This window comes from Bacillus sp. NPDC094106, assembly GCF_044764345.1.
Lineage (GTDB): Bacteria > Bacillota > Bacilli > Bacillales > Bacillaceae_G > Bacillus_A.
The window spans coordinates 107,070-127,901 of record NZ_JBIWHY010000013.1 but is presented as its reverse complement, the minus strand read 5'-3'; the positions used below and the strand labels follow the sequence as shown (position 1 = coordinate 127,901).

The following is a 20,832-nucleotide window of genomic DNA, read 5'->3' as shown; positions in this document are numbered from 1 at the left end:
TTATTCCACCTCCGTCTCCATAATCATTTCATTTTCTAAAATATTTCCTTCTTCTTGCATACCAAATTGTACATTTCGCTCAATCCATTTACGACGAGGCTCTACTTTATCGCCCATCAACGTTGTGACGCGGCGTTCCGCTCTTGCTGCATCATCAATTTTCACGCGAATCAATGTCCTCGTTTCTGGATTCATCGTTGTTTCCCATAGCTGATCAGCATTCATTTCACCAAGACCTTTATAACGCTGCAGTATATATCCTTTACCAACTTTTTTCGTTACACCATCTAACTCTTCGTCTGACCATGCATATTCAATGACTTCGCTTTTTCCTTTTCCTTTACTTACTTTATATAAAGGTGGGAGAGCAATAAATACTTTCCCCGCTTCAATTAACGGCTTCATATAACGATAGAAGAACGTAAGTAGTAACACTTGAATATGAGCACCATCTGTATCCGCATCGGTCATAATTACAACCTTATCATAGTTGATATCTTCAACAGAAAATTCGTTTCCAACACCGCCACCAATTGCATAAATAATCGTATTAATTTCTTCGTTCTTGAAAATATCAGCAAGCTTTGCCTTTTCCGTGTTGATTACTTTACCACGTAGTGGCAAGACTGCTTGAAAACGACGATCTCGGCCTTGCTTCGCAGAACCACCAGCAGAATCACCCTCTACTAAATACAATTCATTCTTTTGTGGATTGCGTGATTGTGCAGGTGTTAACTTCCCGCTTAAAGTTCCTTCTGAACGTTTTTTCTTCTTACCAGTACGAGCCTCTTCTCTAGCTTTACGCGCTGCTTCACGGGCTTGAGCTGCTTTGACTGCTTTCTTCACAAGAAGTGTTGCTACATCAGGATTTTCTTCTAAAAAGTATGCTAAGTGTTCCGACACAATGGCATCTACTGAAGAACGCCCTTCACTTGTCCCAAGCTTCCCTTTTGTTTGTCCTTCAAATTGCAGTAAATCTTCCGGCACACGCACAGAAACAATGGCAGCTAACCCTTCGCGAATATCTGTACCTTCTAAGTTTTTATCTTTCTCCTTTAATAGAGAAACTTTACGAGCATATTCATTGAAAACACGAGTCATCGCTGTTTTAAATCCAGATTCGTGTGTTCCGCCATCTTTTGTACGCACATTATTTACAAATGAAAGGATGTTTTCTGAATAGCCATCGTTAAATTGAAATGCAAGTTCTGCCTCAATTCCATTTTGTTCACCAGAAAAGTATACAACTGGATGAATAGAGTCTTTTTCTTCATTTAAATACGTAACAAATGCTTCAATTCCTGTTTCATAATGAAACACATCTTCTAAATCATTTCGTTCATCTTTTAAAGTAATTTTCATACCTTTTAACAGAAATGCAGATTCACGTAATCTTTCACATAACGTTTCATAGTTATAATTTGTTGTACTGAAAATAGATGGATCTGGTTTGAAATGCATCGTTGTACCAGATGCTTTTGTTTTCCCTATTCTCTCTAATGTTGTTGCGGGAATACCACCATTTTCAAAACGCTGTTCATATATACTTCCATCTCGTTTAATCGTTACAATTAGCCATTCTGATAAAGCATTTACAACAGATGCACCAACACCGTGTAAACCACCGCTTGTTTTATAACCGCCTTGCCCAAACTTACCACCTGCATGAAGTACAGTTAAAATAACTTCAGGTGTTGGCTTTCCAAGCTTATGCATTCCCGTAGGCATTCCACGCCCTTTATCAATAACACTAATACTATTATCTTTATGTATTACGACAGAAATTTCGTCGCCAAATCCCGCTAATGCTTCATCAACGGAGTTATCTACTATTTCGTATACTAAATGATGCAATCCACGGCTGTCCGTGCTCCCGATATACATACCCGGGCGTTTTCGAACGGCTTCAAGGCCTTCAAGCACTTGAATTGCATCTTCGTTATATTGAAATTGATGCTTCACCAAACTCCTTGCCCCTTTCCTAATCAAATCAGAACATATGTTTCTATTATAGAATAACTCCTTAACCATGTTTTTGGCAAGTTATGTTATGTCTTTTATATACCATTTTCAAAAGAAAAATCCTTGTTTTTGTACAAGGATTCCTCTAGGCTACTATTTCAGAAAAATAATCGTTTGTCAACGAGAAATGGATATGTATTCCAAATTCACACATTCCACCATTTTATCATTACCCAAATGACAAGTATCCAAAACGGGATAACAAGTAATAATCCCAAAAAACAGCCTTTAAAAAATCTCGTGATGAACAACTCGTTCATCCGCTCAGTTCCTAAGTGTGAACGAAAGCTGAATCGACCTTTCATTTACAAATATCTATACTACCTCGTCATCGCGTGTTCTACTTTAATACAACGATCCATGATGACAGTATAGCCTTTTTCTTTTAACAACTCGTATGTATCTTCATCTTGTAGTCCTAATTGTGCCCAAAAAACATCAGCATCAATCTCTACAAATTCTTTTGCCACATCTATTAAAAATTCAGAGCGACGAAATACGTTTACGATATCAACATGTTCCTTAATATCTTTTAAGGAAGAAACCGCCTTTTCTCCCAGCACTTCATCAACAACCGGGTTAACTGGAATAATACGATACCCAGCATCCTGCATCGCTTTTGAAACCATATATGATGTACGATCTGGCTTGTCAGATAGTCCAACAACCGCGATGGTTTTACTATTCTTCAATACTTCACCAATTTCCGTACGAGTTGGGTTTTCAATTGCCATATTACATCCCTCCTATTCTTTTAGTATAGCCGATAAAGAAAGTCTCTTTCAATACGAAAGAGACTTTCTTTATTAATTCTTAGCAGAAGAGTTATCTGCTAGTGTAGCTGTTTTCGTCATTTTTTCACCATTGCGATAGAATGTAACTTCAATTTTATCGCCAACTTTTTTCTTTTCATATAAATATTTACGGAATTGAAGTGCATTTTCAACCTTTTGACCATCTAATGCTACCACAACATCATATTGTTGTAATCCTGCTTTTTCTGCTGGTGAGATCGGATAAACCTTTCCTAAAACAACACCGCTTGTTACATCGTTTGGAAGTTTTAGTTGAGAGTATCCTTGCACATCCTCTAGTGAGACAACACCAACACCAAGAGCTGGACGTTTTACTGTTCCGTCTTTTTCAAGAGATTCGATTACTGGTTTGGCAATGTTAATTGGAATCGCAAATCCAATTCCCTCTACCGATTGTTGTGCAATTTTACTAGAGTTAATACCTATTACCTCACCATTTTGGTTAAACAATGCGCCGCCACTATTCCCTGGGTTAATCGCTGCATCTGTTTGAATAACTTGTGCTTGCCAGTCTGCACGTTTATCACCATCAATATCAACTGGAATTTCACGTTCTTTACTACTAATGATTCCTTCCGTCACACTGCCATCAAAGCCAAGTGGGTTACCAATTGCAATTGCTGGTTCGCCAGCACGAATTTTACTTGAATCACCTAACGTTGCAACTTTATTAATATTAGATCCATCGATTTCTACAACTGCTAAATCTAACCAAGGGTCTTTCCCAACCAATCTTGCATCAACTTGCTTACCATCACTTAGTTTTACTGCAAGTTTATTTGCGCCCTCTACTACGTGATTATTTGTTACAATATATGCCTTATTTCCAGCTTTTTTATAAATTACACCTGATCCTGTTCCAGCTGTTTGTTCTTGACCTGCTTGATCTAGTGCGAATGGATCTACTCTCTGTTGCATGTTAATTACGCCTACAACAACATCTTTTGCTCCTTCAATCATGCCTGGTAAATCCGTTTCATTTTTTGCTTTATTTACAACAGGAACCATAGTTCCTTCTACCTTAGAATTAGAAGATACTGGTGAGACTCCATTTCCATCATTCCAAGGCATATATGGTGCTGCAAAACTGATAGTAACCGCTCCGACCACAGCCCCCACTAAACCAGTAAAGAAATAGCCTTTCTTACTACCAGATTTTCTAACCTCTCTTGTTTCACTGCGTTCTTCATTCATATTTGGTCCGTCATAATATCCCATGTTTTATTTCCCCTCTCTCCGGAATTCGTATTTTTAGTATAGTCACGCTTTGTGTCCTTCTTGTGAACTCATCGTGAAATCCAATTAAAAAAATACTCTTATTTATTATTGTAGACAAAAAAGTTATCATTTTTACATTTCATCCGCAAAAGAGAGTGTAAATGTACTATATTTTCAACATATAAGTTGCTGCTATGAAAAACAAAAAGAGACCTACACTCGTTTTCTCTTTCTGTTTTCACTCGGCATGGGGCTAAAAAAGGCACTGACCGCTTCTATCCATGGGCGGATCCTCTCCCCCAATCAAAAAGGAAATCTTTTCTATTTCTTTAATTTCCATTACATAATATTTAAAGATTATTCCTCAAATTTATACCCAACCCGAATAACAGTTCCAATATGTTTTGCTTTATCCCCTAACTTATTACGCAACTTTTTTATATGCGTATCTACCGTACGATCATCACCGTAGTAATCATATCCCCATAGCTGATCTAGCAAATGTTGACGTGATAATACAATCCCTTTGTTCTCCATTAAATAAACAAGAAGTTCAAATTCTTTATGCGTTAATATAACCTCTTCTCCATTTACAGATACTGTTCGCGAAAGTCGATTCACATCGATTCCAGCCATAGACATTACGTTTTCTTCAGCAACCCCTACTGCTCCATCAGCACGCTTTAACAACGTTTTCGCACGAGCTACTAATACTTTCGGACTGAAGGGCTTGGTTACATATTCATCCGCTCCCAGTTCAAAACCTAGTAATGTATCATCTTCATCAGAACGTGCTGTCATCATAATAATTGGCACTGCCGATTCTTTCCGGATACGGCGACAAACAGACCAACCATCTATTTCTGGCAGCATAATATCTAACATAATTAAATCAATTGTATGTTCAGCAAATAATTCTAACGCTTGTTTTCCATTTTCTGCTTCGATGACTTCAAAGCCTTCACTGCGAAAATAATCACTAACAATTTCGCGTAATCTTCTTTCATCTTCAACAAGTAATACTGTTTTATTCATCTGACCTATCCCGCCTTTTTACTCTTTCAATCGAATAATACGTTGATTGGAGCTTCCGCGAAATGGAAGTGTTAAATCTCTTTTATCGAGTTCAAACCTTCCATCGACCAAAACATCCCCATAGTGTAACAACTCTATCATATCATTATTTCGGGAACTCTGTATCTCTTCTAACGTATAACCAGTGTAAATCCATAAGTTTTTTTTCAAGTCCTTCACAGCTTTTGCTACCTTTTTCACTTCCGCAGCTTGAAAGAATGGATCTCCACCTGAAAAGGTTACATCAGTGAGCGGATTTTTAGCAATCTCTTTTATCATTTCTTCTACGGTCATTTCTGTTCCATTACAAATATTCCACGACTTTGGATTATGGCAGCCTATACAACGATGCGGACAGCCCGCAAAAAACACGACTGTCCGCAATCCTTCCCCATCTACTACACTATCATGAATAATGTTCATAACTTTCATTTATGTTTCACCCGATCCGCTTCTTCACTACGTTTTGCACTATTCCATTTGGACATATCTCCTACAAGGTATCCAGTAATACGACGAATTCTTTCTATCTCATGCTCGTCCTCATTTGCGCAACTTGGGCATTCATTACGAATGACACCATGATAACCACAGCACTTACAACGATCGACAGGGTGATTAATTGACCCATATCCTACTCCATACTGCGCCATTGCCTGCACGATTTGTTTTAAGGCTTTTTGATTATGAACTGCTGCTCCATCTAATTCAATATACGTAATATGCCCAGCATTACAAAGTGCATGAAATGGCCCTTCTAAACGTATTTTATCTATCGCTTGAATGTTATAATACACCGGAATATGAAATGAATTTGTATAATAATTATGATTTGTTACACCGCTAATCATTCCAAATTCTTCTCGATCTTTTTTAACAAACTTACCTGATAGTCCTTCTGCAGGTGTTGCAATTAAAGAGAAATTCAACTGATGTTCTTCCGTTGCTGCATCCATTTTCTGTCTCATAAAGGTAACAATCTCATATCCAAGATTCCATGATTCTTTATCTTCTCCATGATGTTTTCCTGTTAAAACAACTAAACATTCTGCAAGGCCAATAAAACCAATACTTAATGTTCCTTGTTTTAAAATCTCCGCAACAGAATCTTCAGGCTGCAGTTTCTCTCCGCCTCGCCATACGCCTTGTGAATATAAAAACCGAAAATCTCTTGCTTTTTTTGTACATTGATACGCAAACCTTTCTAGCAATTGACGAATACCAAGATCTACATAATCATTTAACACCTTAAAGAACGCCTCTTTTGAACCACTCATGAATGCTAGTTTTACTAGATTGATGGAAGTAAACGATAAATTCCCTCTTCCAATTGCCGTTTCTTCTCCATGAATATTAGACATAACACGAGTTCTGCATCCCATATAACATACTTCACTTTCAGGGCGACCATCATAATGGACTGCATTAAACGGTGCATCTAAAAATGAAAAATTCGGGAACAATCGTTCAGCTGTCGTTTCTAGTGCCAATTCAAATAAATCATAGTTCGGATCATTTTCTTCAAAATTCACACCTTTTTTCAATTTTAAAATTTGAATAGGGAAAATCGGTGTCTCTCCTTTTCCTAACCCTGCTTGCGTTGCTCGTAATAATTGTTTAACTAACAATCTGCCTTCTTTTGATGTGTCCGTTCCATAGTTAATCGAAATAAACGGAACTTGACCACCACCTCGGCTGTGCATACTATTTGAATTATGAATAAAAGCTTCACAAGCTTGATACGTATCGTTTTCTGTTTCCTTCCATGCAAATTCTTCTACTTGTTCTTTTGTTAATGGATAGTTTGCTAATCGTTTTTTATTTCTTTCAAATGTTTTTCTTACATATGGTGCTAAATCAATATCAAATAATGCAAATGATTGACCACCATGCTGCATATTTTGATTTGCTTGAAAAATAATGGAAGCAAGCGCCAACGCACTTTTAATATCTTGTGGTTGCCTCATATGTCCATGCCCTGTATGAAATCCCTTTTCAAGCATTTGCGCTAAAGGAATTTGAGAACATGTTGTCGTACCTGTCGCATAAAAATCTAAATCATGTGGGTATACTATATTTTGATCCATTGCTTTTTTTACTTGTTCGGAAAGTAAATATTCCACCGCATAATATTTCGCACTCTCCGATGCAAATGTTCCCATCATTCCCATTGGAGATCGTCCATCAACATTTGCATTTTCTTGCATTAAGTCTTGTTCATCACCGTGGACAATCGTTTCAAAAATCTTCACAAGCTCTTCTCCATGTATACTTTGTTTCAGCATTACTTAACCCTCCAACTATATCTTGTCACTTCTCTAACAAAATGATACAACATATAGTTCGACTGGTTCTGTGAAAAATGTAACATTCCTGTGAAAGTTTTTTTAAGAAACATTGAATTTTCATTTACAAAAAAAATGTGCTCTTTACAAATGTATGGTACAATATACGGGAAAAACTCTTTTTACCCTTTATCAACACATTTGAATAAAGGAGACTGAACTTATGCTTATTACATATCTTTTATTGGTCGTTGCCTATCTACTCGGCTCGATTCCATCTGCACTTGTTGTTGGGAAAATTGGTTATGGAATCGACATTCGCGAGCATGGTAGCGGTAATTTAGGAGGAACGAATACTTTTCGTACACTAGGGAAAAAAGCTGGTTTTATCGTTACAATTTCCGACATTTTAAAAGGAACGTTAGCAACAGGTCTGCCGCTAATTTTCGGCTTACATATCCATCCTCTTTGGTTTGGATTAGCTGCAATTCTTGGACATATATATCCAATCTTTGCAAAATTCCGTGGTGGAAAAGCAGTTGCAACTACTGCTGGAGTACTTTTATGCTATGCGCCAGTTGTTTTTTTAGTATTAGCCGTTGTCTTTTTCACCCTTCTATTTACGACAAGATACGTGTCACTTTCTTCTATGGTAACAGCTATTTTCGCTGTTATTGCATCGATTATTAACGGGGATAAGATCTTCATTGTTGCGATGTGTTTAGTAGCTGGTATGGTTATTTATAGACACCGTGCAAATATTGGACGAATTATAAATAAAACTGAACCGAAAGCAAATTTTACAAAGAAACAAAAGTAAGATTGTAGCCCACATAACGCAAAAAGAAAACGCAAAGCATATTAATAGCGTCTTTTTGCGTTATTTTTTATACTAAAGAAAAAGCAACATAATTTGGAGGAACTATACATGAATCTTTCCGTAACAAAAGAAGCAGTAAATTGGTATAAAGATGAATTAAACTTACAATCTGGCGATATGCTTCGCTTTTTCGTACAATATGGTGGCTGTAGTACCGTACAAAAAGGTCTTTCTTTAGGAATCCGTAAAGATGACCCTGCACATCCAGCTGTTCAAATTCAGGAAGAAGGCATCACTTTCTTCGTTGAAGGTGATGATGAATGGTTCTTTGATGGACACGACCTATCCGTTACCTTTAATGATGGTGATGACTTCCCACAATTTAATTATGAAAAATAAAAAAACGTGGCTTTCGCCACGCTTTTTTATTTTTTCTTAATTTCCTCATATTTTGCATACCACTCAGGATATAGTTTCTTAAAGGATACAGGACGAAAACCCTCTTTTTTCGCACAAATATTTGTTGTTGTAGCTGTAATACAAAGGTCTCCATCACCATTATAAATTTCATATCCATATATAACACGAAGGGGACTAACTGAATCAATCCACGTTTTCACAATTGCTTTTTCTCCATAACGCATTGCTTTTCGATATGAAATTTGCAAATCTAATACGGGAGAAATAATTCCTTCCTGCTCCATCTCAATATATGAAAACCCTAATTCCTGTATCAATTTCGTACGCCCTAGTTCAAGCCATACTAAATAATTTGAATGATAAACAACACCCATTTGATCCGTTTCCGCATAGCGGATTTCAATTTCATGTTCTGCTACAAACATATCACTATCTCCTTCACACTTCTGTTTCCTTGCATACATTTAATCATAATACAGGGAAATCAAAAATAAAATAGAAACGGTGGATCTTTTTACTGAAAGGAGCAAGTATATGATTCAAATTGTAACCGTTCGTAGTGGTGATAGCGTATATAGTTTAGCAACAAAATATGGCACTACACCTGAAGAAATTGTAAAAGATAATGGACTGAATCCCGCTGAAACACTCGTTGTTGGTCAGGCACTTATTGTAAATACGAAAGGAAATAATTATTACGTACAGCCAGGCGACAGTCTTTATCGAATTGCTCAAACATATAACGTTCCTCTCGCCAGCTTAGCAAAAGTTAATAATCTATCATTAAAATCCGTTCTCCATGTTGGGCAACAATTATATGTACCACAAGGCTCAAAACGAGCGATAGAATCTATCGCCTACTTGCAACCTTCCACGGTACCTATTAAAGAAAGCTTAGTAAATGCTACGCGAGCTATTAATCCTTATTTAACATATTTGGCTTATTTCAGCTTTGAAGCACAAAGAGATGGAACTTTAAAAGAACCAACCGAAACCGCTAGAATTGCTGAGCTCGCTAGGCGAGGACAAACAATCCCGATGCTCGTTATTACGAATATCGAAAATGGGAACTTCAGCACTGCATTAGCATCTATTCTTTTAAGAAGCACTACCATTCAAAATAAGTTTATTACTAACATTCTACAAACAGCTGAGAAATACGGTATGCGTGATATTCATTTCGACTTCGAAAATGTCGCTCCAGAAGATCGCGAAGCATACAACCGCTTTTTACGAAATGTAAAAGCAAGATTACCTGAAGGATATACGTTAAGTACGACACTTGTCCCAAAAACAAGTTCAAAACAAAAAGGCAAATTTTTTGAAGCACATGATTATAAAGCACAAGGAGAAATTGTTGACTTTGTCGTGATTATGACTTATGACTGGGGATGGCAAGGCGGACCGCCAATGGCAGTTTCTCCTATTGGCCCTGTAAAACAGGTAATCCAATATGCAAAATCTCAAATGCCGCCGCACAAAATTATGATGGGTCAAAACTTATATGGTTTCGACTGGACACTTCCGTTTAAAGCAGGGAACCCTCCTGCAAAAGCTGTTAGTTCTGTCTCAGCTGTTGCCCTTGCTCGTAAATATAACGTTCCAATTCGCTATGATTTCACTGCTCAAGCACCACATTTTAATTACTTTAATGAAAATGGTGTGCAGCATGAAGTATGGTTTGAAGATGCTCGGTCAGTTCAAAGTAAATTTAATTTAATTAAAGAGCAAGGCATACGCGGTATTAGCTATTGGAAAATTGGTCTTCCTTTCCCGCAAAATTGGCGTTTACTTACTGAAAATTTCTCAGTTACAAAAAAAGGCTGACGATTGTCAGCCTTTTTACCCATTATATTCAGATTCATCTTTTATTTCACTTTTCAATGAATCAATACTTTCTAAACGGCGTTGGTTTTTCGCTTCAATTGCAGCGCGATCTTGTTCATTTGAAACCTCTGCAGTTTCTTTTGCCTCATTAAAATTATCAATCGTATTTTGTACCATTTCTTGCAATTTTTCTACATTATCACTTCGGTCATCTGGATTCGCTTTATATTGCTCTGCCATGCTATTTCCCTCCTAATTGAGATATACATACCATGTTAGTTTTCCAAAAACAAATTAGATTATGTACACACATAAAGAAAAGGAGAATGAAAACATTCTCCTTTTCTTTAACCGTTATCAACAATCGGTTGTTTTCCAGTCTGATCTTGCATTTGCTTGCCTTTATTTCCACCAGCTTTTTTTGATTGCGTTCCAATGTGGTTCGGTGCAAAGTCTTTTGGATTCTTTTTTGGATTACCCATCGTTATCGCCTCCTTATCACTAGTATCATACTAGTGATAAGAATTATTCAGCTTGCTTAAAAAGCCTCATCTCATAACGTTTTTCAATTCGTTCTTCAATCCGTTCAATTGCATCACGATCGCTTAGTAGTTGCCGCTTATTTTCCTTCACAAGTTCCTCGAATGTTTTTCGACGATTTCTTCTCATGTTGTTCATCCTTTCTTCTTCTCTTTCTTATTATTAGTATGAACAAATAAAAAACTCTTTAATCAGACTTATGAGAAAACTTCATATTTTAATAAAGAACAGTTTATTGTACACAAAAAATCCATTCGCAGTTTCTCTAGACTGCAAATGGATTTTTTTATTTCATTATACTCAAATACTTCTTAATCTCTTCCTCTGCATTCACCTGATTTTCTTTATACTCGTGCAGAGCTCGCAACACTGAATCGTATTCCTCCAAAATATAGCCTTCTAACTTCGTAAAGTCATCTAAACTTTCAATCATTATTCTCGTTATACCTAATTCACTTTTTAAAGCCGGCTCGCATTTTAAACTCGTACATATTTCTAACACTTCTTGTTCCGTTTTTTCCGTTAGCACATATTTTTTCCGTCCTGTTACCTTCAACCTTACAATTGGATAAAAAGCTTTAATATCTAAATAACTTCCAACACTTACATTCCGAACCCATTCTATATCACGATTGTGCTTCACAAGCATTTCTTTTATTAATGTGCATACTATTTCTTCTTCAATCGTTTCTTTTTTCGTTTTCTTTTGTCCTTCTTCTTGCATAGCTGCACATTTTTGATAAACCGCTGCACACGTTATACAATCATCCAGTGCATTATGAGAACTCAAACGAATGCCGAGCATTCTTTTTAAAGTCTCAAGTTTATGATTCGGGGCATGCTTCATATACTTTTTCGCTAAAAATACCGTATCAACGACTTTATTTTTAGGTTCCGATAACCTAAGCATATTCGTGTTACTCTTTAAAAAACGCATATCAAAAGAAGCATTATGCGCAACGATTGTGTCTTCGCCTAAAAATGCTAAAAACAAAGGCAAAACTTCCTGAATCGTTGGTGCATCTGAAACACGATAATTTGTGATCCCTGTTAAACTTGTAATACGGCTAGGTATAGGCCGTTCTGGATTTACGAAAGAAACAAATTGATCTGCTAGTTCATGATTACGGTATCGAACCGCTGCTACTTGAATAATCCGATCACTATACGGATTAAATCCTGTCGTTTCAAAGTCAATAACAACATAGTCCCCTGGCAAAGTTAAATGTCCCACAACATACTCTCCTCAAATTATTATTATCTTTCAAATTTCTTTTATCATATCATGAACAAACTGTTTGATGAAAAAGAAAAGACAGAAATGGTCTTTTACCAATCCTGTCTCCTGACTATTATTTGAGTTTTGCAATTCGTTTCTCCATCTCTTTTTGTGTCATCGGTCCGATAAATTTATCTTGAATTACACCTTTTGTATCTACAAAATAAGAAGTTGGAATAGTAATCACTTTATATGTCGTTGTAACACTTATATCCTTATCAAGTAAAACAGGGAAAGTGAGTCCTTTCTCTTCCGCGAACTGCTTTACCTTTTCTTCTCCATTCGCTCGTTCTGAGACCGTATAATTTACAGCAAGAATCTCGACATCATCTTTATGTGTTTTATAAAAAGCCTCCATGTCCGGCATTTCCTGCTGACAAGGGCCGCACCATGTTGCCCAGAAATTTAAAATAACTTTCTTACCCTTCAAATCCGATAACTTTACTGTTGTACCATCTAATTTTGATAACTCAAAATCCGGTGCAATCTTTCCCACTTCAATTCCATTTTTTGCAATCACTTCTTTCATCGCCGCTTCACTTTTTACTGGTTCTTCGCTTAGTTGTTTTTTATTTTTTCCGCTCTGTTCGTAGACTGCATAACCCGCTAAGCAAAGCAATACGATAACAATGGTAAGCTTTCTCCACATGTACATCACCCTTATCGTTTATCTCATTTTATATATCACTAAAAAATAACGATAGTATTTATACTTTATTTTAGCTTATACGGACAAGCTTGGAAATATTCCCCTGGAAAATAGAAAGAATATTCCGTATAAACATGAAATTTTTTCCTTTTTATCATATAATTAGGAAGAGAAACAGTTTCAGGAGGATGATTACATTTGAAAAAAACAACTATCCATTGGGTACAATATACACTTAACCTCCCCATCTTATTTGTCTCATTTTTTGTTACAAGCATCATTGCGAGCTACTTAATGATTTCTGAAAACTGGAAAGATCATCTTGTATTTACCCCTCAAACAACTACAGATAAAGGACATATTTATATAATAGACACATTTATTTATGCTTTTAAAATCGAGCCAATTGCAGCAACAATTCTCATTTTGTCCGCTGTATATTTAATAGGGATCATTATTACACGTTGGTTATACTGGAGAAAAAACAAAATAGGATTCATTGGTTTACAACTTATGATTGTTATTCCTATTTTTATTTACACCTTTCTCGTTACACATTCCGAAGGTACGATGATTATTGCAGAAAAGAATTGGGAGAAATATTTAGTCTTTTCACCAAAATCCATTACAGATACAAATCAAATTTATTATATTGATAGGTTGCTATACGGAATTCAAAAATCACCTATCTTTGGCACCGTTTTTATTCTAAGCTTTCTTTATATAATCGGGCTCATCGTTTCTAAAGTTTCCTATAAAATACGTTTCCGCAAAAATAAAAACACATGAGGTGCTACTCGTGCTGCAATTACTTATCCATCCTGTCACTTTTATTTTTGTTATTTTACCATTGTTAGCTATTGCCCTTGGAGCCTTACTTTATAAATTCAAATGGCTTTCTGTTCTTTTTTCTTTTTTTATTCCACCTATTTTTTTCATTATCGTATCTGGATGGGATTTACGTGTAGTTCTCATCAACTTTGATGCTTGGATACTGTATGGCACCTTCTACTCCATTCTTTCTTATATCACAGCAATGATTATAAGACGAAGAAAAAAGTTAAAATAAGGAATATTTTTACATTTATAGCAGATACCCTTATTTGAAAAGAAAAGAGGGTTCTTATGCACTCATTTGAAAAAGCTATTCTCTATATTTTTAGTTTCATATTCTATCCTATTGGCATTATCGTATGGATCATCTCTCTATTTAGTAAAGATCCTGAAAGAAGAAAAATCGGCCGGGTTTGCATTTATACGGCTTTGGTATCCTTTATTTTATTAACCACGCTTGGCATTATTAGCTTCTACACCATTACAACAATCTCTAGTTCATAATAATTATAGAAAGGACGAATGCTATGGGAGAGCATCCAATTAGTAAAGAACTACGCTATATACGCATATGTTTTGTCATTTTAATTCTAATCCTAATATTTTTTGACAGAGGGAAGGTTGTTGAAGTCTCTACAAATCACGACTCTCCAAGAATGGATGTACCAACTAGTAATATGATACAAATTGCAGAAAATACATTTGCTTTACAAGAAAATAATCCTGCAAGTGGCGATAGACATACTATCAAAATTTTCAAATATGCTCCGGACACAAATAAGATTATATTAGTAAAAGAATTTAATACCGAAAATTATTCTACATACGAATACAAGATCAATAAACCCGAATAAAGATAACTGCCCATAAAATAAGGAAGCTAACATCAGTCAGCTTCCTCATTTTGATTGAAAATATTTTACTTTTCTCGTTTACTACAATATCTTTCTTAGTTTGACACCTTAGACTCTTCAATTTTCTCGCGAAGAACCATTTGCAGAATACCACCATGACGGTAGTAGTCGATTTCAACTTCACTATCGAAGCGTGCTACTACTTCAAATTGTTTTTTGTTTCCGTCTTGGTCAATTGCAACTACTTTTACAAGGTCACGTGGTCTAACTGTTTTGTCAATTTGAATTTCAAATGACTCGTTACCAACAAGACCTAATGTTTCAGCATTTTCGCCTTCTTTAAATTGTAATGGTAATACACCCATTAATACAAGGTTACTACGGTGAATACGTTCGAAGCTTTCTGCGATTACTGCTTTAATACCTAAAAGGTTTGTACCTTTCGCAGCCCAGTCACGAGAACTTCCCATACCGTAATCTTTACCAGCAACTACAAGAAGTCCAGTACCATCTTCTTTATATTTCATTGCAGCATCATAGATAGATGTTACTTCACCAGTTGGCCAGTAAGTTGTATATCCACCTTCTGTTCCTGGTGCGATTTGGTTTTTGATACGAATATTCGCGAATGTACCGCGCATCATAACTTCATGGTTACCACGACGAGAACCATAAGAGTTAAAGTCAACCGGCTGTACGCCATTTTCTAATAAATAGCGACCTGCTGGTGTATGTTTACCAATTGAACCTGCTGGTGAAATATGGTCTGTTGTTACAGAATCTCCAAATTTACCAACTACACGTAAACCTGCAAGTGGTTCTACTTCACCTGGTTCTTTTGATAATCCTTCAAAGAACGGTGGGTTTTGGATATATGTTGAGTCATTATCCCAAGTATATAACGCTTCATTTGAAGTTTGGATTTCATTCCAGCGTTCGTTGCTATTAAATACTTGCGCATATTCCTTTTTGAACAATTCAGATGTTACAACGCTTTGAACCACTTCTTCAATTTCTTTAGCTGATGGCCAAATGTCGTTAAAGTAAATAGGGTTACCGTTTGCATCTTTACCAAGAGCATCATTTTTCAGATCAATATCAACAGTACCTGCAAGTGCATATGCCACAACAAGTGGTGGTGATGCTAGGTAGTTTGCTTTTACAAGCGGATGGATACGACCTTCAAAGTTACGGTTACCAGATAAAACAGATGTTACTAATAAGTCATTTGCTGCAATCGCTTCTTCTAATTCTGATGCTAATGGACCAGAGTTACCGATACAAGTTGTACAGCCGTAACCAACTGTTTGGAATCCTAATTGATCTAGATATGTTGTTAAACCTGATTTATCTAAGTACTCTGTAACAACTTTAGACCCTGGTGCTAATGATGTTTTTACATAGCCAGGTACTTTAAGTCCTTTTTCAATTGCTTTTTTTGCAACTAAGCCTGCACCAATTAATACATATGGGTTAGATGTATTTGTACAGCTTGTAATTGCAGCAATTGCAATTGCACCTGTCTTCATCGTTACTTCCTGATCTTTTAATGCAACTTTCACTTCTTTATCAAATTCTTGTTCATTGAATCCAAGTCCTTGTGTTCCAACTGGTGCCACAACCGCTTTACGGAATTCATCTCTCATATTTGAAAGTGGAATTAAATCTTGTGGACGTTTTGGTCCTGAAAGGTTAGATTCAATTGTATTTAAATCAATTTCAACAAGGTCTGTATAAATTGGATCTTTGCTGTCTGCTGTATAGAATAAACCGTTTGCTTTACAGTATTCTTCAACAACGCGAATTTGTTCTTCATCTCTTCCTGTTAAACGTAAGTAATCTAATGAAATTTCGTCAATCGGGAAGAATCCACAAGTTGCACCATATTCTGGTGCCATGTTTGAAATTGTTGCACGGTCAGCTAAAGGCATGCTCTTTAGTCCGTTACCGAAGAATTCAACAAATTTACCAACTACACCTTTTTGACGTAATACTTGTGTTACTTTTAATGCAACGTCTGTTGCTGTTGTACCGCTTGGAAGTGTACCAGTTAATTTAACACCAATTACTTCTGGCACTGGGAAGTATGAAGGTTGTCCAAGCATTCCTGCCTCTGCCTCAATACCACCAACGCCCCATCCAAGAACACCGATACCGTTAATCATTGTTGTATGAGAATCTGTTCCAACTAATGAATCTGGATATGCAACTAATTCACCTTCAGCATTTTTCACTGCATGAACAACTGGTGCTAAATACTCAAGGTTTACTTGGTGTACAATACCTGTTGCTGGTGGAACTGCACGATAGTTATCAAATGATTTTTGTGCCCAGCTTAAAAATTTATAACGTTCTTCATTACGTTTAAACTCTAAGTCCATGTTGAATGCAAGCGCGTCTGCTGTACCCGCTCTATCAACCTGTACAGAGTGGTCAATTACAAGGTCTACAGTAATTTCAGGATTAATTTTATCAGGATCCCCACCCATGTCTGCCATTGCTTTTCGAAGTGAAGCCAAATCAACAACAGCTGGAACACCTGTGAAGTCTTGTAAAATTACACGAGATGGTTTGAATGGAACATCAATATCTTGAACATCTTTCGTTCCCCACTTCGCTAAATTTGTAACATGCTCTTCTGTAATTACACGTCCGTCAACTTGACGAAGTACAGATTCAAGCAAAACTTTAATAGAATACGGTAATTGTGATACGTTGCTAACCCCTGCGTTTTCAAGCGCTTTCAATTGATAATAATGATACGTTTTTCCATCTAATTCAAATGTTGCACGAGATTGAAATGGATTATGTTTGACCATTATGTTTCCCCCCTGTTAAACGTGACTAAGTTGTCTGAATATAAAATGTAGACAAATTTTTCAATACCTTACGATAATATCTTATTACAACTTTCTAAATAAGTAAATAATAAGAAACTTATAGTTTATTATAAGTTTTCTTTATCTCTCGAAATTTGAATAGTCTTCGCCCTCCTTATGAATACTATTACCATAAAGCAAAGCTTTCTCTTGGAAGCTTTCCTTTACTGTTTATACATGTAATGAGCAACTCATTCTGTTGTCTATAGGGAAAATATGATCGAGGTGAAATCAAATGGGTAAACGAAAAGCAAATCATGTCATTCCAGGAATGAATGCTGCATCAGCACAAGGCCAAGGAACTGGTTATAATGAAGAGTTCGCAAACGAACCGTTAACACCTGCGCAGCGTCAAAATAATAAAAAACGAAAAAAGAATCAGTAATGAAAAATCCCAAAAGGGCTACCTTTTGGGATCTTTATTTAATGCTTATAACGTAACAGTTCTGAAACTTTTACAAATCGATACCCTTTCTTTTGAAGTTCAGGTAAAATTTTCGCTAGTGCAGCCACCGTTTGACTGCGATCATTTCCTCCATCATGTAACAAGACAATATCTCCACTTTTGGCATTTTTCACGACATGATTTACAATGGATTCAGTACCTGGATTTGCCCAATCTCGTGGATCTTGATGCCAAGACCATAAAACGATTTGATATCCCGCTTCTTTCGCCGTTGTAAATACAGCATCATTAATATATCCGCCCGGAGGACGAAATAGCAACGGTTCCTTCGCCCATTTTTCTAAATACTTCTTCCCATCTAAAATATCATTTTTTAATTTTTCATCAGATGCACTTTTGGCATATAAGTGATTCATCGTATGATTTCCAATTTCATGTCCTTCTTTCAGTACTTGCTTGACTAAATACGGATTCTTCTGAATTCGAAAGCCAATCATAAAAAAGGTTGCTTCAGCTTTGTATTGGCTTAATAATTTTAGTACTTGCGGCGTATATGTCGGATCTGGACCATCATCAAATGTGATTGCAATAATTTTCTCATTATTCGGTACTTCCCATGTTACATAGCCAGTAGGCTCTAATTCTTTTCTCAATAACATTTTCGCTTCCACTTTGTCCACTTGAAATATATGTACCAAACAAATTAAACAAATGATTGTTATAACAATTTTTCGTCTTAACATATTCATTCCAGAAGTAAAGAGTCGTTGAAATCGTAACAACTTCTTCACTTTTCTAATTGGTCTACATCTCGCATAATATTTTGTAGGTTGCTTTCATATTGTTCAAGTTGTGGACGTTGCGTTTCAGATGCTACTTCAAGCGCATTTTGAATTTGTTCATATGCCTCTTGAATTTCGTGGCGTAAATGTTTTAAATCATGACCATAATCTGGATCATTTTTCACAATATTATTAAATAAATTTTCTGCTTGTACAACTCCTTGTTGTGCGGCTTGAAAAGCTTGCTGTTTATCTTTATGATACGGCATACACTTTCCCCTTTCTGCAATAGTTAGTCTCACTTATCTTTACCCTTTTTTCTAAAAACATTCTCGTATAAATTTGTAAACTTCTCTCATTCTAAATATGGAAGGGAGGTGTAATACGCCATGGAAAAAAACAACAGTAAGTCTATTCGCCAAAACACAAAAAAAGGACAGCCTTCTGGGCAACCTGAGCCTTTAAGCGGCTCACATAAAGTAAAAAATCGCAACCATTCTAGACAAAAAAATCACGCACATCATGATATGTAAAAAGAAAGACAATGCACATGCATTGCCTTTCCCACATAAAGCGAAACTTTAATCAGTGGAGGGGTTTTTCATTCCCCACTGATTATTAGCTCTCACCAATCGGGCCTTTACGGGCCGTTTATCTCCCGCCTCACTTCTTTACTTTTACCAAACTTTGAGGTGGGAGTATTACTGCCCGTGAGTAGCAGAATAAAATATGCATACCAAATTCTTTCACTTATTTTATTATTTATCCTTCACCCCTAATTTCTTAATGCATATCATAGGATGAATTGAGATTTTACGGAGGGTGTCCTACATGAGCAAGAAAAAGAAAAATTGTCTTTTTCGTGTTAATGGTTTTGAAGAATGGATGGAACAATTTTGCTCTGAATCCTATGACAACTGTAGTTTTCCTAACCACATTCACATTGATCTTTGTGAAACAGAGCAAGAATACATTTTGGAAACCGATGTTCCTAACGTTACAGAACAAAATGTACTCATAAAAAAGATGGAGACAGGCCTAAATATTTGCATTTCCAAAAAAAATTCTTCCTTACAACGAACCATTTCTTTACCTGCTAACATCATTTATAAAAAAATGCTAGCCTGCCTAGAAAACGGGTTTCTCGCCATTCATATTTCAAAAAATGAAGTGGCCAATAAACATGAAAATAAAGTTCTTTTTTCAAATTAAGCATTAATATAAAGTACAACTTTAATCAGCGGAGGTTTTCTTCATCCCCCGCCGATTATTAGCCTTCATCAATTTGGCTTTTACCCTACCTCTAACTTCTCTGCTTTCATTGAATTTTGAGGTGAAGGTCTTATTGCATGAAAATACCAGGATAAATACAAAACAGGATCTAAAAAGTTTTTAGCTTTTTAGATCCTGTTTATTTTTATATTAATATTTACAAGATGTCTCTTTCGTTATTATTTCGTACTTACCTCTACCTTAGAAACTTCGATATGTCTTTTAGCTAATAAGCTGCGTGTGATGAAAAGAATTGGAAATGCAACCATTGAAAAAATAGACCATATGAAAAATACAACAAAACCATTTTGATACCCATAATGATCTAAAAGTACACCGCCAAACCATGGTCCAATTACTTCACCAATTCCTGAAAAACCCATTGCTCCAAAATATGTCCCTTTTATATGTTTATACCCTAGCTGTTCTCGTTATTTCCATATCAATCCCGTATGTAAACTGTAACTCTTTACAAACCTCTTTAATTAAGATGTTCACACTATATTTTTCGTTAAATGCAACAACTGCATTTTCTACTTCCTCATATGTATACTTATATTCACCAATAATCACACTTTTTAAATCAAAGCATTCATTAATGCAAAGTTGTACGAGAAGTCGATCATACATAGCCACTACATCTTCTTTTTTCCATAACAATTCTTTTACATATAATCGATCAAATATTACACTTTCTCGATTACATTCTGTTAAAGACCGGGTCATTTCATGTAATTCTCGATATAGTTCGGAAATATTTGTATTGAGACGAATCAGTTTATCTACGCCGTTTTCATATAGCATTTCATCCACCCCCGTATATCCCTTTCTCTCATTATAGCAAGAAAATTCTAAA

26 protein-coding genes and 1 pseudogene are annotated in these 20,832 nt (G+C 36.0%); 10 read left to right on the top strand and 17 right to left on the bottom strand.

Annotation, left to right across the window (positions count from 1 at the left end; translation table 11 throughout):
- The 6 genes from parE to ACIQ7L_RS19175 all read right to left on the bottom strand — a co-directional run bounded on the left by parE (nucleotide 1) and on the right by ACIQ7L_RS19175 (nucleotide 7,414).
- On the bottom strand, nucleotides 1–1,965 hold the full coding sequence (parE, locus tag ACIQ7L_RS19200) for a DNA topoisomerase IV subunit B (protein WP_400571032.1): 1,965 nt from the start codon (nucleotides 1,963–1,965) through the stop codon (nucleotides 1–3).
- Nucleotides 1,966–2,342: 377 nt separating this feature from the next.
- Entirely contained in the window at nucleotides 2,343–2,756 is a 414-nt protein-coding gene (locus ACIQ7L_RS19195) for a CoA-binding protein (protein ID WP_400571031.1), read from the bottom strand.
- 72 nt (nucleotides 2,757–2,828) lie between these two features.
- Nucleotides 2,829–4,055, bottom strand: a complete 1,227-nt coding sequence (locus ACIQ7L_RS19190) for a S1C family serine protease (RefSeq protein WP_400571030.1) — start codon at nucleotides 4,053–4,055, stop codon at nucleotides 2,829–2,831.
- Between the two features lie 357 nt (nucleotides 4,056–4,412).
- The gene (locus ACIQ7L_RS19185; RefSeq protein WP_400571029.1) at nucleotides 4,413–5,090 is read right to left on the bottom strand and encodes a response regulator transcription factor; all 678 of its coding nucleotides are present in this window, start codon (nucleotides 5,088–5,090) and stop codon (nucleotides 4,413–4,415) included.
- Nucleotides 5,091–5,108: 18 nt separating this feature from the next.
- Nucleotides 5,109–5,561 carry an anaerobic ribonucleoside-triphosphate reductase activating protein gene (gene nrdG / locus ACIQ7L_RS19180; RefSeq protein ID WP_400571028.1) on the bottom strand — a complete coding sequence of 151 codons (453 nt, stop codon included), beginning with the start codon at nucleotides 5,559–5,561 and terminating at the stop codon, nucleotides 5,109–5,111.
- A complete protein-coding gene (locus tag ACIQ7L_RS19175) occupies nucleotides 5,558–7,414 on the bottom strand; it encodes an anaerobic ribonucleoside triphosphate reductase (protein ID WP_400571027.1) in 1,857 nt (618 codons plus the stop codon). The genes nrdG and ACIQ7L_RS19175 overlap by 4 nt, the downstream gene beginning before the upstream one ends.
- 223 nt (nucleotides 7,415–7,637) lie before the next feature.
- On the opposite strand from ACIQ7L_RS19175, the gene plsY reads away from it, so the two are divergent.
- Together plsY and ACIQ7L_RS19165 are read left to right on the top strand one after the other, a co-directional pair.
- Complete coding sequence (gene plsY / locus ACIQ7L_RS19170) at nucleotides 7,638–8,234, top strand: glycerol-3-phosphate 1-O-acyltransferase PlsY (protein WP_097894544.1); 597 nt, start codon at nucleotides 7,638–7,640, stop codon at nucleotides 8,232–8,234.
- Between the two features lie 108 nt (nucleotides 8,235–8,342).
- Entirely contained in the window at nucleotides 8,343–8,633 is a 291-nt protein-coding gene (locus ACIQ7L_RS19165) for a HesB/YadR/YfhF family protein (RefSeq protein WP_097894543.1), read from the top strand.
- Nucleotides 8,634–8,659: 26 nt separating this feature from the next.
- Here the strand turns inward: ACIQ7L_RS19165 and ACIQ7L_RS19160 are convergent, their stop codons facing one another.
- Nucleotides 8,660–9,079 carry an acyl-CoA thioesterase gene (locus tag ACIQ7L_RS19160; RefSeq protein ID WP_097894542.1) on the bottom strand — a complete coding sequence of 140 codons (420 nt, stop codon included), beginning with the start codon at nucleotides 9,077–9,079 and terminating at the stop codon, nucleotides 8,660–8,662.
- Between the two features lie 109 nt (nucleotides 9,080–9,188).
- Between ACIQ7L_RS19160 and ACIQ7L_RS19155 the strand changes: the two genes are divergently transcribed.
- Nucleotides 9,189–10,481, top strand: coding sequence for a glycoside hydrolase family 18 protein (locus ACIQ7L_RS19155; RefSeq protein WP_400571026.1), 1,293 nt, complete (start codon nucleotides 9,189–9,191; stop codon nucleotides 10,479–10,481).
- A 15-nt stretch (nucleotides 10,482–10,496) separates the two neighbouring features.
- Here ACIQ7L_RS19155 and tlp read toward each other — a convergent pair whose 3' ends face one another.
- The 5 genes from tlp to ACIQ7L_RS19130 all read right to left on the bottom strand — a co-directional run bounded on the left by tlp (nucleotide 10,497) and on the right by ACIQ7L_RS19130 (nucleotide 12,949).
- Nucleotides 10,497–10,721: a small acid-soluble spore protein Tlp gene (tlp, locus tag ACIQ7L_RS19150; protein WP_097894540.1), complete on the bottom strand. Its 225-nt coding sequence runs from the start codon at nucleotides 10,719–10,721 to the stop codon at nucleotides 10,497–10,499.
- 107 nt (nucleotides 10,722–10,828) lie between these two features.
- Nucleotides 10,829–10,963 (bottom strand): acid-soluble spore protein SspN, encoded by a 135-nt coding sequence (sspN, locus tag ACIQ7L_RS19145; protein WP_400571025.1) that lies wholly within the window; start codon nucleotides 10,961–10,963, stop codon nucleotides 10,829–10,831.
- A 43-nt stretch (nucleotides 10,964–11,006) separates the two neighbouring features.
- Nucleotides 11,007–11,150 carry an FbpB family small basic protein gene (locus ACIQ7L_RS19140; RefSeq protein ID WP_097894566.1) on the bottom strand — a complete coding sequence of 48 codons (144 nt, stop codon included), beginning with the start codon at nucleotides 11,148–11,150 and terminating at the stop codon, nucleotides 11,007–11,009.
- A 157-nt stretch (nucleotides 11,151–11,307) separates the two neighbouring features.
- The gene (locus ACIQ7L_RS19135) at nucleotides 11,308–12,255 is read right to left on the bottom strand and encodes a 3'-5' exonuclease (protein WP_400571024.1); all 948 of its coding nucleotides are present in this window, start codon (nucleotides 12,253–12,255) and stop codon (nucleotides 11,308–11,310) included.
- A gap of 118 nt (nucleotides 12,256–12,373) precedes the next feature.
- Nucleotides 12,374–12,949, bottom strand: a complete 576-nt coding sequence (locus ACIQ7L_RS19130; RefSeq protein ID WP_400571023.1) for a redoxin domain-containing protein — start codon at nucleotides 12,947–12,949, stop codon at nucleotides 12,374–12,376.
- Nucleotides 12,950–13,147: 198 nt separating this feature from the next.
- Between ACIQ7L_RS19130 and ACIQ7L_RS19125 the strand changes: the two genes are divergently transcribed.
- Genes ACIQ7L_RS19125 through ACIQ7L_RS19110 form a run of 4 tightly spaced genes read left to right on the top strand, consistent with a single transcriptional unit; the run spans nucleotide 13,148 to nucleotide 14,637 of the window.
- Complete coding sequence (locus ACIQ7L_RS19125; RefSeq protein ID WP_400571022.1) at nucleotides 13,148–13,738, top strand: DUF4306 domain-containing protein; 591 nt, start codon at nucleotides 13,148–13,150, stop codon at nucleotides 13,736–13,738.
- 10 nt (nucleotides 13,739–13,748) lie between these two features.
- Entirely contained in the window at nucleotides 13,749–14,018 is a 270-nt protein-coding gene (locus ACIQ7L_RS19120; RefSeq protein ID WP_400571021.1) for a hypothetical protein, read from the top strand.
- A gap of 56 nt (nucleotides 14,019–14,074) precedes the next feature.
- Nucleotides 14,075–14,287 carry a hypothetical protein gene (locus ACIQ7L_RS19115; protein ID WP_400571020.1) on the top strand — a complete coding sequence of 71 codons (213 nt, stop codon included), beginning with the start codon at nucleotides 14,075–14,077 and terminating at the stop codon, nucleotides 14,285–14,287.
- 23 nt (nucleotides 14,288–14,310) lie between these two features.
- On the top strand, nucleotides 14,311–14,637 hold the full coding sequence (locus tag ACIQ7L_RS19110; RefSeq protein WP_400571019.1) for a YmzC family protein: 327 nt from the start codon (nucleotides 14,311–14,313) through the stop codon (nucleotides 14,635–14,637).
- A 95-nt stretch (nucleotides 14,638–14,732) separates the two neighbouring features.
- Here the strand turns inward: ACIQ7L_RS19110 and acnA are convergent, their stop codons facing one another.
- A complete protein-coding gene (gene acnA / locus ACIQ7L_RS19105; protein WP_400571018.1) occupies nucleotides 14,733–17,456 on the bottom strand; it encodes an aconitate hydratase AcnA in 2,724 nt (907 codons plus the stop codon).
- A gap of 295 nt (nucleotides 17,457–17,751) precedes the next feature.
- Here acnA and sspO point away from each other — a divergent pair, with 295 nt between their 5' ends.
- Nucleotides 17,752–17,901, top strand: coding sequence for a small acid-soluble spore protein O (gene sspO / locus ACIQ7L_RS19100; RefSeq protein ID WP_006095643.1), 150 nt, complete (start codon nucleotides 17,752–17,754; stop codon nucleotides 17,899–17,901).
- 38 nt (nucleotides 17,902–17,939) lie between these two features.
- Here sspO and pdaB read toward each other — a convergent pair whose 3' ends face one another.
- Together pdaB and ACIQ7L_RS19090 are read right to left on the bottom strand one after the other, a co-directional pair.
- Nucleotides 17,940–18,665 (bottom strand): polysaccharide deacetylase family sporulation protein PdaB, encoded by a 726-nt coding sequence (pdaB, locus tag ACIQ7L_RS19095; protein WP_483861810.1) that lies wholly within the window; start codon nucleotides 18,663–18,665, stop codon nucleotides 17,940–17,942.
- A gap of 44 nt (nucleotides 18,666–18,709) precedes the next feature.
- Nucleotides 18,710–18,973: a hypothetical protein gene (locus tag ACIQ7L_RS19090; protein ID WP_400571017.1), complete on the bottom strand. Its 264-nt coding sequence runs from the start codon at nucleotides 18,971–18,973 to the stop codon at nucleotides 18,710–18,712.
- A gap of 120 nt (nucleotides 18,974–19,093) precedes the next feature.
- On the opposite strand from ACIQ7L_RS19090, the gene ACIQ7L_RS19085 reads away from it, so the two are divergent.
- Together ACIQ7L_RS19085 and ACIQ7L_RS19080 are read left to right on the top strand one after the other, a co-directional pair.
- The gene (locus ACIQ7L_RS19085; protein WP_000414451.1) at nucleotides 19,094–19,237 is read left to right on the top strand and encodes a small acid-soluble spore protein P; all 144 of its coding nucleotides are present in this window, start codon (nucleotides 19,094–19,096) and stop codon (nucleotides 19,235–19,237) included.
- Between the two features lie 298 nt (nucleotides 19,238–19,535).
- A complete protein-coding gene (locus ACIQ7L_RS19080; RefSeq protein ID WP_141523347.1) occupies nucleotides 19,536–19,916 on the top strand; it encodes an Hsp20 family protein in 381 nt (126 codons plus the stop codon).
- Nucleotides 19,917–20,155: 239 nt separating this feature from the next.
- Here ACIQ7L_RS19080 and ACIQ7L_RS19075 read toward each other — a convergent pair.
- Both ACIQ7L_RS19075 and ACIQ7L_RS19070 read right to left on the bottom strand, forming a co-directional pair.
- Nucleotides 20,156–20,404 (bottom strand): annotated as a pseudogene (locus tag ACIQ7L_RS19075) (MFS transporter); the annotation flags it as partial.
- Nucleotides 20,388–20,780, bottom strand: coding sequence for a hypothetical protein (locus ACIQ7L_RS19070; protein ID WP_400571016.1), 393 nt, complete (start codon nucleotides 20,778–20,780; stop codon nucleotides 20,388–20,390). The pseudogene ACIQ7L_RS19075 and the gene ACIQ7L_RS19070, both read right to left, overlap by 17 nt.
- Nucleotides 20,781–20,832: the final 52 nt, after the last annotated feature.